This window comes from Streptomyces sp. NPDC002795, assembly GCF_042888725.1.
GTDB lineage: Bacteria > Actinomycetota > Actinomycetes > Streptomycetales > Streptomycetaceae > Streptomyces.
Genome location: NZ_JBIAQB010000008.1, coordinates 351,296 through 365,030 on the forward strand (window position 1 = coordinate 351,296; position 13,735 = coordinate 365,030).

General features: G+C 69.2%; 12 protein-coding genes and 1 pseudogene. 5 read left to right on the plus strand and 8 right to left on the minus strand.

Features of this window, described 5'->3' with window-relative positions:
* Positions 1–19: 19 nt before the first annotated feature.
* On the plus strand, positions 20–949 hold the full coding sequence (locus tag ACFYWS_RS25450) for an SMP-30/gluconolactonase/LRE family protein (protein ID WP_389280410.1): 930 nt from the start codon (positions 20–22) through the stop codon (positions 947–949).
* A gap of 66 nt (positions 950–1,015) precedes the next feature.
* Here ACFYWS_RS25450 and ACFYWS_RS25455 read toward each other — a convergent pair whose 3' ends face one another.
* The gene (locus ACFYWS_RS25455; protein WP_389280411.1) at positions 1,016–1,207 is read right to left on the minus strand and encodes a hypothetical protein; all 192 of its coding nucleotides are present in this window, start codon (positions 1,205–1,207) and stop codon (positions 1,016–1,018) included.
* A gap of 29 nt (positions 1,208–1,236) precedes the next feature.
* Between ACFYWS_RS25455 and ACFYWS_RS25460 the strand changes: the two genes are divergently transcribed.
* Positions 1,237–2,397, plus strand: a complete 1,161-nt coding sequence (locus ACFYWS_RS25460; RefSeq protein WP_389280412.1) for a sugar porter family MFS transporter — start codon at positions 1,237–1,239, stop codon at positions 2,395–2,397.
* A gap of 100 nt (positions 2,398–2,497) precedes the next feature.
* On the opposite strand, the gene ACFYWS_RS25465 is transcribed toward ACFYWS_RS25460, so the two are convergent.
* The 3 genes from ACFYWS_RS25465 to ACFYWS_RS25475 are packed head-to-tail and all read right to left on the minus strand — an operon-like array spanning position 2,498 to position 6,267.
* Positions 2,498–3,808 (minus strand): DUF4380 domain-containing protein, encoded by a 1,311-nt coding sequence (locus ACFYWS_RS25465; RefSeq protein WP_389280413.1) that lies wholly within the window; start codon positions 3,806–3,808, stop codon positions 2,498–2,500.
* A gap of 11 nt (positions 3,809–3,819) precedes the next feature.
* Positions 3,820–4,896, minus strand: a complete 1,077-nt coding sequence (locus ACFYWS_RS25470; protein WP_389280414.1) for a zinc-binding dehydrogenase — start codon at positions 4,894–4,896, stop codon at positions 3,820–3,822.
* Positions 4,897–4,944: 48 nt separating this feature from the next.
* Entirely contained in the window at positions 4,945–6,267 is a 1,323-nt protein-coding gene (locus ACFYWS_RS25475) for an MFS transporter (RefSeq protein ID WP_389280415.1), read from the minus strand.
* Between the two features lie 200 nt (positions 6,268–6,467).
* On the opposite strand from ACFYWS_RS25475, the gene ACFYWS_RS25480 reads away from it, so the two are divergent.
* Complete coding sequence (locus ACFYWS_RS25480) at positions 6,468–7,181, plus strand: FadR/GntR family transcriptional regulator (RefSeq protein ID WP_389280416.1); 714 nt, start codon at positions 6,468–6,470, stop codon at positions 7,179–7,181.
* Positions 7,182–7,248: 67 nt separating this feature from the next.
* Here ACFYWS_RS25480 and ACFYWS_RS25485 read toward each other — a convergent pair whose 3' ends face one another.
* Positions 7,249–7,566 carry a hypothetical protein gene (locus ACFYWS_RS25485; RefSeq protein WP_389280417.1) on the minus strand — a complete coding sequence of 106 codons (318 nt, stop codon included), beginning with the start codon at positions 7,564–7,566 and terminating at the stop codon, positions 7,249–7,251.
* An 85-nt stretch (positions 7,567–7,651) separates the two neighbouring features.
* Positions 7,652–7,843: a hypothetical protein gene (locus ACFYWS_RS25490; protein ID WP_389280418.1), complete on the minus strand. Its 192-nt coding sequence runs from the start codon at positions 7,841–7,843 to the stop codon at positions 7,652–7,654.
* Between the two features lie 970 nt (positions 7,844–8,813).
* Between ACFYWS_RS25490 and ACFYWS_RS25495 the strand changes: the two are divergent.
* Positions 8,814–8,969 (plus strand): annotated as a pseudogene (locus ACFYWS_RS25495) (DapH/DapD/GlmU-related protein); the annotation flags it as partial.
* Between the two features lie 1,149 nt (positions 8,970–10,118).
* Here ACFYWS_RS25495 and ACFYWS_RS25500 read toward each other — a convergent pair.
* A complete protein-coding gene (locus ACFYWS_RS25500; protein WP_389280419.1) occupies positions 10,119–10,793 on the minus strand; it encodes a TetR/AcrR family transcriptional regulator in 675 nt (224 codons plus the stop codon).
* A gap of 94 nt (positions 10,794–10,887) precedes the next feature.
* Between ACFYWS_RS25500 and ACFYWS_RS25505 the strand changes: the two genes are divergently transcribed.
* Positions 10,888–12,306 (plus strand): FAD-binding oxidoreductase, encoded by a 1,419-nt coding sequence (locus ACFYWS_RS25505; RefSeq protein ID WP_389280420.1) that lies wholly within the window; start codon positions 10,888–10,890, stop codon positions 12,304–12,306.
* 61 nt (positions 12,307–12,367) lie between these two features.
* On the opposite strand, the gene ACFYWS_RS25510 is transcribed toward ACFYWS_RS25505, so the two are convergent.
* A complete protein-coding gene (locus tag ACFYWS_RS25510; protein ID WP_389280421.1) occupies positions 12,368–13,654 on the minus strand; it encodes a cellulase-like family protein in 1,287 nt (428 codons plus the stop codon).
* Between the last annotated feature and the right edge of the window lie 81 nt (positions 13,655–13,735).

Here is a 13,735-nt window from a genome sequence, read left to right on the forward strand (position 1 = left end):
CGACGAAAGGCTCTGCCTGATGGCCTCGTACGCCCCACTGGAGTACGCCCCACTGGAGATCGGCTCCTTCACCGCCGTCACGGCCGACCGCCTGGAACTCGGCGAGGGCCCCCGTCTGCTGGCCGACGGCACGGTGGTGTGCGTGGACATCCTCACCGGCAGGCTGCTGCGCGTGCCCGACACCGACGGCGGCACACTGAGCGAACTGGCGCGCCTGCACGACCCGTTGGGAGCCGTCGCACCTGTGTCGCCCGTGGAAGGCAGCCGCTCTCGGTGGGCCGCGGCCACCGGCATGGCCTTCGCCGCCCTCGACTCGGACGGGCAGGTCGTCCACACGGCCGACCTGCTGGCCCGGCCAGGTGGCGCCCAGCGCACGAACGATGCGGCCTGCGATGCGACGGGCCGCATGTGGGCGGGCACCATGGCCTACGACGCCACCCCCGGCGAGGGCGCATTGCACCGGTGGGACACCGACGGATCGGTGACGTGTGTGCTCGACGGCCTCACCATCCCCAACGGCCCCGTCTTCAGCCCGGACGGTCGCACCCTCTACCTCGCCGACAGCGCCCAGGGCGTCGTCGAGGCCTTCACCGTCGACACGTCCAGTGGTGAACTGTCCGAACGGCGAGTGGTGTTCCGTGTCGACGCGGCCGAAGGCAGCCCGGACGGCATGACCGTGGACAGCGAAGGCTGCATCTGGTCAGCGATCTGGGGTGGCGGTCACATCCGCCGCTACACACCCGATGGCGAGCTGTTGCAGCGCATCGACGTGCCTGCTCGGCAGCCGTCCGCAGTGTGTCTGACCGGTCGCCACCTCATCGTGACGACCGCTGCGCACGGGATGACGACGCCTGGGCCATGGGACGGGGCCGTACTGCGGGCCACTTGCCGCACCGCGGCTCCCTCCGCAGCCCCCTACTCGCCCACGGCCTCCGAACTGCGGCACTGACCCACGTAGCCGGCATCAGCGCACCCGGAAGCCGCAGTCGTCGAACAAGGCACCCACATACGGGAGTTACTCGGCCGCGTTGAGCCGAATCGGCGGATGAGGCATGCCTGCGGTGGAGTCATTGGAGCGCTCAGAAGCCGCGATCCGGGGAGCCGCACGCTCCAGGAGAATTCCCGGCAGGTTGTCCTCGGTGGCGACGACGACCGCGGCGGAGATGGCCCCGACGAGCCGCAGCGCCTCGGGGGTGGAGAGCGGCATCCAGCATCGTCGTCGGGTGCGTCATCGGCGTGGTGATCGCCGGACGGCTCAGCGACGTGGTGGGCCGCAAGAAGGTCATGCTCGGCACGGCCCTCGTGTTCGTCGTCGGCGCCTGCGGCGAGGCCCTCGCCCCGTCCCCCGGCTGGCTGGTGTTCTTCCGCATCCTGGTCGGCATCGGGATCGGCACCGAGACCACGGTGGCCCCGCTCTACATCGCCGAGGTCGCCCCGGCCGCCGTCCGTGGACGCCTCGTCTCGTTCAACCAGCTCTTCAACACCATCGGCAACCTGGTGGTCTTCGCCGTCAGCGCGGTCATCGCGCACGTCAACAGCGAGGCGTGGAACATCGATCAGGGCTGGCGCTGGATCTTCGCCCTCGGTGTGATCCCCGCCGTCGCCTTCTTCCTCCTGCTCTTCCTGGTGCCCGAAAGCCCGCGGTGGCTGGTCCGCAAGGGCCGCAGTGACGAGGCACTGACAGTCCTGAAGCATGTCAACGCCACACCGGAGGCGGCCCGTCGCGAACTGACGGCCATCGAGGGCGTGTTGGGGCAGGAACACGGCGGGCTGCGCGAGCTGCTGGCGCCGGCGCTGCGCCGCATGCTCGTCGTCGGCGTCGGAGTGGCACTCTTCCAGCAGATCACCGGCATCAACGCGATCTTCTACTACGCCCCAGAGGTGTTCCGCACCGCCGGCTTCGGCTCCGACGGCGCCATGACCAGCACCGTGCTCATCGGTGTCGTTCTCGTCGTGGCGACCCTCGTGTCCATGCGCCTCATCGACCGCGTGGGCCGCCGCGCCCTGCTCCTGGTCGGCTCCACCGCGATGACCGTGCTCCTGGCCGGAATCGGGCTGGTCTTCCGTGCCTCCCACCCGAACGCGGCCCTCCTTCTCGTACTGATCCTCGCCTACGTCGGGTTCTTCGCCGTCTCCTTCGGCACCGTGGCCTACGTGATCATCTCGGAGATCTTCCCCACGCGGGTTCGCGGCGTCGCCGCATCCGTGGCGACCTTCGCGCTCTGGGGCGGCAACTACCTGGTCTCACAGTTCTTTCCCGTCCTCGTCGACGGCATTGGCTCCTCCGGTACCTTCTTCCTCTTCTCCGGGATCTGCCTGATCGCCCTGGTCTTCACGGCGACCCTCGTCCCCGAAACCCGGGGCCGGAGCCTGGAGGACCTGGCGCAGGCCGGGTGACTGCCTGCGGATAGGGAACCGACATCAATTCGCGCCCCGTGCCCCGACCTTGGTCGGGGCACGGGGCGCGAGTTCTCCGTGTGGGGCGTGGTCCGCGAGTTCAGGAGCAGCGCACGGATCCCACGACTGGGGCGTCGGCTCCCTCGCCGATCAGCACATCCATCTGTGTCCCCGCTTCCACTCCGGGGAGCGGTGGCAACTCGCCAAGGTCGAGGGCGGCCCCCGCGAGGACGGCCAAGTCAGTACGGTGCAGACGTTCCGGGCGGCTGCCATCCTCCGATCCGATCCGAAGGGTGAGCGTGCCGCCGCTGTCGAGGCAGGGCACGAACCGGCCACTGAGCCGAGCGCCGCCGCCGGAGCGCGGTACCTCGGCGGCCAGCGCTTGGTTCCACCACCCCCACGGGCCGACGTCGGTCACGGCTCCGCCGTGCGGGCCCAGGAGTACGGAGGTGTCCAGGTGCATGGTCTCGCCCGGGGCCACCTCGACGTAGGGGCCCAGGACTTCGCATTCCACGATGCGCTGGGTCGGCCGCAGTCCGCCCAGATGGGCGAGTGGCTCGTCCAGTGGGTACTCCAGCCAGACCTCGGCGCGTGCGCCCTCGTCGGGATAACCGGCACCCGGCGTCACGGGGAAGCGGTGTGCCCAGGTGCCGGCCGGACCTACGTGCGCGATCCAACCGGAGGCGGCGGGGAAGCCCGCCTTGCCGACCACGTCCTGGGCCGGCACATGAGCCAGGTGCGGCCCGAACTGCTCAACACCTGGGTTGCCGGTGCCTGCCACCAGGTGTGTCGCCGCCGGCCCGGAACCGTCGAGGCCGACCCACACACCGTCGCCCTCCTCGCGTGCGGGGTGTCCCGGCAGCTGCGTAACGTTCCACAACGCCCAACGCACCGGCCGGTCGCTGGTGTTGACGCCCGTCAAGCGCAGCTCGAAGTCGGTGCGCCCGGCCCCCAGGCGGATCTCCCGGCCGAGCCTCAGCCCGGTGCGCGGGTCGTCGGCACTGGTGAGCGTGACGACGGCCCACTGCCCGTCGGGGTCCGCTTCGATGTGCGGGGTGTAGGGGCCGGAGTCGAGGACAGGGTCGGGCGGCCCGGCCCACTCGTCGGGGCCCGACCAGCCCTGCGGGGCGGGCCAGGTCTTGTCGCCGCCCCAGTTGCGCCAGTTCGCCATCTCACCGTCGTGCGGGCCGACCAGCGAGGGGTCCCGGGCGCCGCACTCCTCGTCGAGGAGCGCGGCGGAGCGGTAGAGGAACTCGCGGCCGTCGAGTGTCAGGGACAGGATGCGTCCGCCGAGTTCGGGGGCGAGCACGAGGGCGAGGCGGTCGTTCGAGAGGTCGACGACAGTGTGGCCGCTGACCCTTCTGCTGTGCGCGTGGACCCGCGTTTCGTCCAGCGACGGGTTGTCGTTCATTGCGGGCGCCATCAGTTGTCGAAGACCAGGCAGACCTTGCCGGCGGCGCGGCCGGCGGCGGCCTTGTACGCGTCCTCGGCCTCGGCCTGCGGGTAGCGGTCGCTGACCAGCCGCTCGGGGTGGAGTTCCTGGCGGGCGAGCAGTTCGGCGAGCCGGGTCATGCCGGGAACGGAGGTGACCCAGGAGCCCGAGATGGTGACCTGCTTGTGCAGGACGTCGTCGGAGACATCGAGGGTCATCTGCCCGCCCTCGCCGACGAGCGCGAGGCGTCCGCGGACGCGCAGCGCCTTCAGAGCGAGGGAGCGGGCGGCCGGGTGTCCGGAGCAGTCCACGGCCGCCTCCACCCCGGTGCCGCCGGTCAGCGCGTGGATCTCCTCCAGCGGCTGGGCCGAGGAGTCGAGGACCTCGTCGAAGAGACCGAGGCCGCGGGCCCACTCCATACGCTCGGGGACCACCTCGGCGCCATACACGGTCCGCACGCCCAGCGCACGGGCCACCATGGCCGCTGCGGCGCCCACCGGGCCCAGACCAGTGACCAGGAGCCGGTCGGCGCCGCTCAGCGCGATCCGGGTCAGGGCCTCGTACACGGTGCCGATGCCGCAGGCGATGAACGCGCCGTCGACGTAGGTGAGCGGCTCGGGCAGCGGGATGCAGGTGTTCTCGTCGGCGACGAGGTAGGGCGCATGACCGCCGTCGCGTTGCCAGCCGTAGGCGGCGCGCAGCTCGGAGGTGCAGCCGATGAAGTAGCCGCGCGAGCACTCGTCGCACTGGCCGCAGCCGGAGATGTGGTAGATCGCGACGCGGTCGCCGGGGCGCAGGCGCTTGCAGCCGGGCCCGGTCGCGATGACCTCGCCGGCGGGTTCATGACCGGCCACGACGTTGCGGTAGGCGGCACCGCCCTCGCCGATGTGGCCGTTGTAGATGTAGTGGATGTCGCTGCCGCAGATGCCGGACGCCCGGGTGCGGATGAGGACTTGGCCTTCGCCGGGCTGTCCGACCGGGGTCTCGCGCAGGTCGACGGTGCCGTCGCCAGGGAGGAACGCGCCGGTCATGGTGGCGGGTACGGAGGCTGAGGTGGTGCTGGACATGGGCTTCCTTGCGCGGTTGTGCCGATGAGACGGGAGGCTGTTGAGGGGTCAGGCGACGGAGTGGGGAGCCGTGCCGGTGACTGCCGTGGTGTGTGGTGTGGCCCGGCGCTGCTCGCCGGGGTCCTCGTCGACGCGGAGGTACTTCCAGGTGAGCACGGCGCCGGCGGCGTACATGGCGGCGTAGATCAGGACCACGCCGGTGTGGCCGACCAGGGGGTCCATCACGGCGTAGGTGAGTGGGCCGACGAACGTGGACAGGCCCGCGGCGAGGCTGTAGATGCCCATGGCGTTGCCCTTGTCCTCTTCCGGGACGAGGGAGGGCAGCAGTGCGGACAGCGGGATGTAACCGGCCAGCATGATCCCGTAGAGCACGGTGGCCCCGAGCGCCACCACGTAGTTGCCGGGCGCGAGTTGGGGCAGCCAGTACAGGACGAGCACGCCGAGCGCACAGCCGATGCCTCCGGCCCAGGCGATGATGTGCCGCCAGCCGAACCGGTCGCTGAGCCGGCCGAAGACCGGGTCGGCGAGGATCCCGATGACACCCATGAAGGTCACGAGCGCCAGGTACTTCGACGTGCTGATGCCGATCTCGTCGTGGAAGAACGAGGGCAGGAAGACGAAGAAGCCGAAGTACGGCGTCGTATTGATCATGCGAACCAGGGCGGCGACACCAATGCGCGGATAGCGGCGCAGCACGCTGACGCCGCGCAGGAGTTCGGTGCGGGCGCTGCGCCCGGGGGCGCTGGTGTCCACCATCGGCTGGGCGCCGCGTGCCTCGCGCACGGCGAACGAGCCGATCAGGGCGCCGACGGCGACCAGGGCGAAGGAGAGCCAGAAGGTGGCGTACGACCCCATCAGCGGGATGCTGACGGCGGCGATCGCCGAACCGATGGTGGGAAGTCCGGCGCTGTAGGCGAACCAGAACCAGCCGGCGGCGGAGCCGCGCAGCTCCTTGCGGGTGGTCAACTGCACCCACAGCAGGAACGCGTAGGCGAACAGCGGGTAGGCGATGCCGCGCAGCCCGTAGAACACGTACACCAGAGTCTGGTTGCCGCTGGGAAGTGCGACACCGAGGAAGAGGATCTCGAAGGCCAGCCAGAGCACGGCGCCGAGGCGCATCACGCGTCGGGGGCCCCAGAGGTTGGACAGGGACCCGGAGAGCCATGAGCCGAGTGCGACGAAGGCGCCGTAGACGCTGATGACCAGGCCGGCGGAGTGCGAGCTGAAGCCCCAGTCGGTGAGGTACGGCTCGAGGTAGTTCGACTCGACACCGTCGCCAATCATGAAGATCAGGACGGCGACGTAGCCCCACATCAGAGGCCTGGGGATGCCCATGCGCTCCATCCAGGGCAGCGGGGTGCTTGTGCTCATCCGAGATCCTTCCGACCAGGACGTGTTTCACCATTGAACGCGGCTATTAAATATGAATTAACGAATGGCATCAATGGGGATGTGACTCACGCCACTGCGATCCGACCCGTGCGCAACCCACCCGACCCCCGCCATGTATTCATATTTAATCTCCGCGGCTAAGGTGGGGGCACGTGATCACCAGACCGAAGGAGTACCGCATGGCGTCCTACGCCGGCAGAGGTGTGCACGGGCAAATCGTGCACACCCTTGGCGTCCGCATCATCAGCGGCGCCCTGCCCCAGGGCGCCACCATCGACCCGCGGGCCCTCGGTGAGGAGTTGGACGTCAGCATGACCGTCGTGCGCGAGTCCTTGAAGGTCCTGGCCGGCAAAGGGCTCATCGACGCGCGGCAGAAGCGCGGCACGTTCGTGCGGGAACGCAAGTTCTGGAACCTGCTCGACGCGGACCTCATTCACTGGCAGGCCGAAGGCGGCGACGGCCGGCGACTCATGCGCGACCTGGCCGACGTGCGCTCCATCGTGGAGCCGGCGGCCGCCCATCGCGCAGCGATCCACCGCACCGATGACGACCTGCTGGCCATGCAGGCAGCTCTAGAGGCGATGGCGAACGACACGCAGTTCCCGGCTGCCGCCGCCGAGGCCGACGCGGCTTTTCACCGAGCCCTGCTCAACGCCACAGGCAACGAGATGCTGGCCCGCATGGACATGCTTTTGGAGCCGGGACTGCGCGAACGCGATCGTGTCGTGCACGCGCACGATCAGGCGGCCGACCCCGTACCGAGCCACAAGGCGGTACTCGATGCGGTCCGCGACCAGGACCCTGCCCGCGCCGAGCTGGCCATGCTCGAACTCCTCGCCCAGGCTGTGCACGACCTCGACCAGGCAACCGGCACCGTTCAACAGCAGGCGTAGCCGCGCTGACGCCGCGGCCCTTGGTGTGGAGCCCTGCTGTCCGCACATCCCTACTTCCCGTCGGGGATCAGCAGACGTCCTTCGTGGTGTTCACCAGCTCGACATTCTTGATGACGGTGTTCTCGGCGCACGGACTCTCCTTGATGGACGAGTCGGTCACGGCCGATGACCGCGCCCCACTCTCGAAGACGCAGAAGATTCCACGGCCGCCTCCCCGAGCGATGACCTTCTTCACGTGGATGTTGGTCTCGTAGCTGTCGCCGATCCGGCCCCTCCGATTGGCCATTCGGAAGGCTGCGTAGCCGGTTCCGGCGCCGACGTTCTCGGCGTCCACGGTGCCCACCTCGGCATTCGTGGTGGTGTTGACCAGCGGTCTCGACAGCATGCGAACTGGCGCCCGAGACATAGACGTTGTCGATCCGGGTGTTGGTCGCCGGGACGGAACTGCTGCCGTTGTCGATCCTTCGACGTCATGCGTGCCGGGAGTAGATGGGCCCGGAGCCGCGGACGACTAGGCACTCCTTGGCTGTGCGGCCTGGAGTCAGGCTGCTCAGGCCGGCGTTCATGGCGGCGAACATGTCGTCGCCCGTGTAGACGACGGTGTCGCCGTCGCGGGCTGTCCAGGTGTCTTCCGACTTGGCGACCTCCGCACGTCGTGCCATCGCCGAACGTCACACCGCCGGCGATGCCCGTCGAAGTCGACAGTGATGTGGCGGGTCCGGCACCTGGACAGAACGAAGTGCGTATTAATTACGAATACATCTTGACGGGCTGAGTGGCGGCGCCGACTATGAACACATTCGCTGAGCCGCCTACGCAGGAGCCACCTGCCATGTTGCCGTTGGATACCTGGACGTCCACCGCCCCTCGGGCCCTGTTCGCCATGAGTGCCGCGGCACTGCAACACGCCTTCCCGGCCGGCGTGACATACGGGAGGCCCTGGGTGTTCGACGACGTGAACTGCACGGCCAGGACGGCCTGTTCGCCACCAGTGATCTCGCCACCGCGCATGCCCCGGCGATCCGCTCTACGACCTGCCGAACGTGTATCTCACCCCACACCTCACCGTGGTCGTCGAGGAGTTGAAACGTCTGCGCACAGGAGCGCCGTTGGCCCACGCGGTGGACCGCGCGACCTTGCGGCGAGCCACATAGAGACCTCGTCCCGTTGCGGCGCAGCACCACTACTTGGACGGATGCGATGAACGAACGAGCACACGCCGAAGCACCCCGGCCGGGCCACGACAAGTTCGACTACACGCCCTGGAACTACTGGACCGAGGCCGACGACGACGATCGCGACCGACAACGCCAGGTCCAACAGGCTCTGAAGAAGGACAACGAGTCCTACCGGTTCGGCGAGAACAGCTTCGTGTCCCCGTTGGCCGCGGTGCAGAACGAGCACTTGGTTCTCGGAGCGCACAGTTACATCGCTGCCGGCGCCTATGTCACCGGAACTCTGAACACCGGTCGGGACTGCACGATCAATCCGTACACAACAGTGCGGGGAGACATCGAACTCGGCAACGCGGTCCGCATCGGCGCACACACCTCGCTCCTCGCCTTCAATCACGGATTCGAGGACCTGCACACCGAGGTGTTCCGTCAGCCGATCACTTCGCAGGGCATCCGGATCGGCAACGACGTGTGGATCGGCTCGCACGTGGTCGTCCTGGACGGGATCGCCATCGGTGACGGAGCCGTGATCGGCGCCGGCAGTGTCGTGACCAAGGACGTGCCGCCTGCTGCCATCGTCGGAGGCAACCCCGCGCGGATCCTGCGCCGGCGTGGCACGAGCCCCGCTGCGCCGACGGCAGGGCGGGCCGACCTCGCCGAGGCACTGGCCTCGTTCGCCGACACGGCCCGCGCGCAGGCTGGAGACATCCTCGACCGGTGCTTCGTACCTGACGTGGAGGGTGGACTCTTCGTCGACGCACCAGGCGCCGACCCCACGGTGCGCGCCCAGTGTGACGCGATCGAGATCGCGGACCTCCTGCTGGGACGCGCGCCCGACCCGATGCCCGCCGAGAGCCAACTCGAACGTCTACGGTCGTGGCAGGACCCGGACACCGGCCTGGTCGCCGCGTTGGGACCCGACGGTCGTCAGGTCACGCTCCCCGTCACGGACGGGCCCTTCAGCGGTGACACGGAGTACCACATCTTGTGCGTGGGCTACGCTCTGGACATCCTCGGCAGCCGCTTCCCGCACCCGATTCGCGGCGTCGACACGATGGACGCCGCGGACGTCATCGCCGCGCTCGACACACTCCCCTGGCGCGAAGACCCCTGGCACTGCGGCGCTTGGATCGATTCGCTCGGCACCGCCTTCCTGTGGAACCGCGGCCACGGCCGGTCAGGACAGAGCGGGGCCCTTGAGGCGCTCCTCGGCCGAATCCTCACACTGACCGACCCCCGCACCGGCCTGTGGGCTCAGCCGAACGCGGTCGACGGTCTCCTCCTGCCGGTCAACGGCTTCTACCGCGGAAGCCGGGGCACCCTCGCCCAGTTCGGCCTCCCCGTGCCCTACGCGGAGCGTGTCATCGACTCCGTTCTGGCACACGCGCGCGATGTGCGCTACACGCGCCCGGATCGCCAGACGGCCTGCAACATCCTCGACATCGCCCACCCGCTGTGGCTGACACGCACCACCGGCTACCGCACCGACGAAACCGTCGCTCTGGCCAGGCGCCTGCTGACCGACGCCCTCGGCAACTGGGTCGACGGCCGGGGGTTCGCCTTCAAGGCGCCGCACCCTACGACCAAGAGCGCCCGGGAATCCCAACCGGGCCTGCAAGGCACCGAGATGTGGTTGTCCATCGTCTGGTATCTGTCCGATCTCGCGGGCATCTCCGAGACGCTGGGGTATCGCCCCCGCGGTGTGCACCGGCCCGAGCCGGCCACATCACTGCATTGATGCGTCCACCCCTGCTTGCACGGTTCACAGGCCGTGCGCGGCCCGGAAGAACTGGTCGACCTCGCGGCGGCCGGGCGCCGGCTCCGTCAGTGGTTCACGGCCGGGGGCCCGCAGGCCGTCGAGGAGTACGCCGATGTGCCGGTCGGCCAGGTCCGCGACGGCTTCGCCGCTGTCGGGGTCGGGCAGGTGGCGAGGGGGGATGGAGTTCAGCATCAGTACGACGTCGTAGGCGTTGATGTCACCGCGCAGCACCCCCGCCTGCTGCGCTCCGGCCACCAAGTCCTCCAGCGCGCGCAGCAGTTCGGTGCGGATCGCGGCGAGTTCGGCGCCCGGCTCCTTGGCCCGTCCGCGGCTCACGGGGAAGAGCTGGCTGCTGCGCAGGCCCGTCATGTGGCGGACCACGTTCGCGAACGCGGGCCAGGAGAGGGGCTGTCCGGCCAGCGCATCGCGCACTTCGGTCAGGCTCTCCCGCATCACTTTGATCGCGATGCGCTCGACCAGGGCGGTCTTGTTGGGGAAGTGCCGGTAGATCGTGCCCATGCCCAGCCCTGAACGGCGGGCGACCTCCGCGATGGACGCCTGGTAGCCCAGGTCCGCGAAGACGGCCTGGGCGACATCGAGGATCTGCTCGACGTTCTGACGGGCGTCGGCGCGCAACGGACGGTCACCAGCGGGTCGCGGCTGGTCACTGGGGGGCATTGATGGGCTCATTTGGCTCCGATGCTAGCCTCCCCGTCACATAACCGGAAATTGAATTTCCGGTTAGCTTCACACCCCTCGACCAGGAGCCCTCATGACCGACTCGGCGGACACCCGTCCCCACCCCGACTTCCCTGCCGACTTCCGTGGCGTCGCGCTGCGGCCCGGCGACGACCGGTACGACGCGGCCCGCGTGCTGTACCAGGGCCGCGCCGCCGACGAAGGGCCTGCCCTCATCGCGCGGTGCACCGACCAGGGCGACGTGGCGGCCGCCCTGCGCTACGCCAGTGAGCAGCGCATTCCCGTCGCCGTGCGCGGCGGCGGCCACGGCTCCGACGGGCACGCCATGCCCGGCGGCGCGCTCGTCCTCGACCTGTCACCGATGAAGGCGATCACCGTCGATCCCCAGGCCCGGGTGGTGCGGGCCGAACCAGGCGTACTGCTCGGCGAGTTGGACGCGGCCGCCCAGGAACACGGCCTCACCGTGCCCGCCGGAACCGTCAGCTCGACAGGAGTCGCGGGGCTGACGCTCGGCGGCGGCATCGGTCATCTGATGCGACGCTTCGGCGCCACCGTCGACAACCTCCTGGCCTGCGAGATGGTCACCGTGGACGGGCGCAAGGTGCGTGCCGACGAGGCCGAGAACCCCGAGTTGTTCTGGGCGCTGCGCGGGGGCGGCGGCAACTTCGGGGTCGTCACCGCCTTCGAGTACCGCGCCCATCCGGTCGGCCCGGAGGTCGTGGCCGGACAGCTGATCTTCCCGTTCGAGCAGGCCGCCGACGTTCTGGCCGGGCTGCCCGGAGTCATGGCCGCGGCCCCACGCGAACTGGGTCTCCTTGCGGCGATCGCCCCGGCCCCCGCGCTGCCGATGCTGCCCGAAGAGGCCCACGGCCGACCGGTGTTGGTGCTCGTCCCGGTCTACACGGGTGAGCCCGCCACCGGCACCGAGGTCATCGCGCCGCTCGCCGCGCTGGGCCGGCCGCTGGCCGACCTCGTCACGAAGATGCCCTGGCTGCAGGCCAACAGCATGCTCGACGCCGTCGCCCCCTACGGCAAGCGCATGAACCTGCGGGGTGGTTACCTCCCCGCCCTGTCGCCCGAAGCCATCGATGCCTTGCTCTCCAGCGCCGCCTCCGCGCCCGCACACCCCGGTGGCGCCACCACGATCAACCTGTGGTGCATGGGTGGTGCGATCTCCGAGGACACCAGCGAGGACGCCATGGCCTTCTCCCGCGAGGGAGCGGCCTGGCTGTGGGAGGCGGTCGGCATGTGGGACGCGCCCGAGCAGGACGCACCGTACACACGGTGGGCGACCGACCTCGACGCGCTGGTCCGGCCCCTCTCACTGACCAACGGATACACCAACCTCACCGAGGACCTGGGCGCCCATTGGCGCCGTGGTGTGCACGGCAGCGAGGCCAAGTTCCGCCGGCTGCGTGCGGTCAAGACGGCCTGGGACCCGTACAACCTGCTCCGCTTCAACAAGAACATCGCACCCGAGCCCACTCCGTGACGCAGCTCTCCACTCCGAGCGGGGCGACCGGCCTCAGCCGGCCGACCCGCTCCGTGAACGGTCAGGTGTGCGCCTTCTCGACCATGAACAGTGCGTTGCACTCGATCTGGAGCGCGATGTCGTTCCACATCGGGTGGTGAGGGGCAGCATTGGAGCATACGAGGGTGCCCCACGCCCCGGCCTTCGCGCTGCGGGCGACGGCGTACCGGCAGAACTCCGCGCCGATGGGCCCTTCCTCGAATGAGCCGCTCAAGGGTGTGTATCCGATCCAGCCCTCGCCGAACACGAGCGGAATCCCGCGAGCTGCGCACAAGTCGGCTGCCGCGGCGATCCATGTGTCCAGCGTCCGCAGCATGGCGATGCGGTGTGCGCCGTACCCCTCGTACAGTCGCCGGTCCCACGCCTCCGCGTCGCACCAGTCGTGCACGTAGATCTCCGGCTTACCGACGATCGTGGCTTCCTGACGCCATCGCTCACTGGCCGGCGGTCGCCATTCGTCGAACGACGGAGCACCGGGCCGGAGCAGATCGGTTCGGGCGCGTTCCTCGTCAAAGCCTCCATCGGTGGAGCGCAGGCCGTATCCGACGACGATGTCGTCGAGCACGCCGTAGACGTAGGGGTGGAAGATTCCGACGTCGATGTTCTCGGGGATGCCGCGGAACGCCTCCAACGGGACGCGCGCGTAGTTCACCGTGACCGGGACGGCAGGGCAGCGCTCGTGGAAGCGGGCGAGGCCGCGTTCGAGCCGTTCGCGGAGCTCCACCACGGCCGGCTCGCGGCCTGGCAGGCCGTCGGTGAGGTAGCCGCCCTGGACCTCGTTGTGCAGCTCGACGAACGCGATGACGTCCGCCAGGCCCTCGGCTTCGGCCAGGTCACAGCAGTCGGCCAGCGCCTCGGCCAGGCGCGTCGGACGGTCCTCCGGCTCCACTGCCATCAACGCGTCGAACCACTGCCGGTCCCCCGCGAACGAGCTGCTCTGCTGGTACTCCCAGCTGGAGAGGACCACGACGACGCCGTGACGCCGGGCAGCTCGCAGGAGGTCCAGCAGATGTTGCCTGGGGTCGAGTCGGGTCCGGTGCTTCACGTCGTACCACCGCGTGCCCTGCCCGTACTCCCCGCCGAGAGGGCCGAACTCCATCTCACCGGACAGCCCGGAGCCGAAGATCAGGAACGGCATGGCGCAGATCCGGATGGTGTTGTAGCCGCGGTCGACCGCTTCGGTGAAGGCCCGGTCGAGGTCCTCGAAGGGCTCGCCCGGCCCGGTACGCGTGTACCAGGTGAAGTCCCACAAGGTGATAGTGAGTCGTTCGGGTAGATGATCGGGCAACGGAACGGGGGTGTAGGCCATCTCGCCCTCTTTCCAAGGGTGTTGGCGCCAGGAGTGTCGCGAGTCGGCGCGGGAGTCTGTCGGGATTACGGGCCGAGGGAG

Bases quoted from the DNA above. Each gene is read 5' to 3' on its own strand.
- ACFYWS_RS25500 (WP_389280419.1), bottom strand. From the start codon at position 10,793: ATGCCCCCCAGTGACCAGCCGCGACCCGCTGGTGACCGTCCGTTGCGC.
- ACFYWS_RS25450 (WP_389280410.1), top strand. From the start codon at position 20: ATGGCCTCGTACGCCCCACTGGAGTACGCCCCACTGGAGATCGGCTCC.
- ACFYWS_RS25490 (WP_389280418.1), bottom strand. From the start codon at position 7,843: ATGGCACGACGTGCGGAGGTCGCCAAGTCGGAAGACACCTGGACAGCC.
- ACFYWS_RS25510 (WP_389280421.1), bottom strand. From the start codon at position 13,654: ATGGCCTACACCCCCGTTCCGTTGCCCGATCATCTACCCGAACGACTC.
- ACFYWS_RS25480 (WP_389280416.1), top strand. From the start codon at position 6,468: ATGGCGTCCTACGCCGGCAGAGGTGTGCACGGGCAAATCGTGCACACC.
- ACFYWS_RS25465 (WP_389280413.1), bottom strand. From the start codon at position 3,808: ATGAACGACAACCCGTCGCTGGACGAAACGCGGGTCCACGCGCACAGC.
- ACFYWS_RS25455 (WP_389280411.1), bottom strand. From the start codon at position 1,207: ATGCCGCTCTCCACCCCCGAGGCGCTGCGGCTCGTCGGGGCCATCTCC.
- ACFYWS_RS25505 (WP_389280420.1), top strand. From the start codon at position 10,888: ATGACCGACTCGGCGGACACCCGTCCCCACCCCGACTTCCCTGCCGAC.
- ACFYWS_RS25470 (WP_389280414.1), bottom strand. From the start codon at position 4,896: ATGTCCAGCACCACCTCAGCCTCCGTACCCGCCACCATGACCGGCGCG.
- ACFYWS_RS25485 (WP_389280417.1), bottom strand. From the start codon at position 7,566: ATGCTGTCGAGACCGCTGGTCAACACCACCACGAATGCCGAGGTGGGC.
- ACFYWS_RS25475 (WP_389280415.1), bottom strand. From the start codon at position 6,267: ATGAGCACAAGCACCCCGCTGCCCTGGATGGAGCGCATGGGCATCCCC.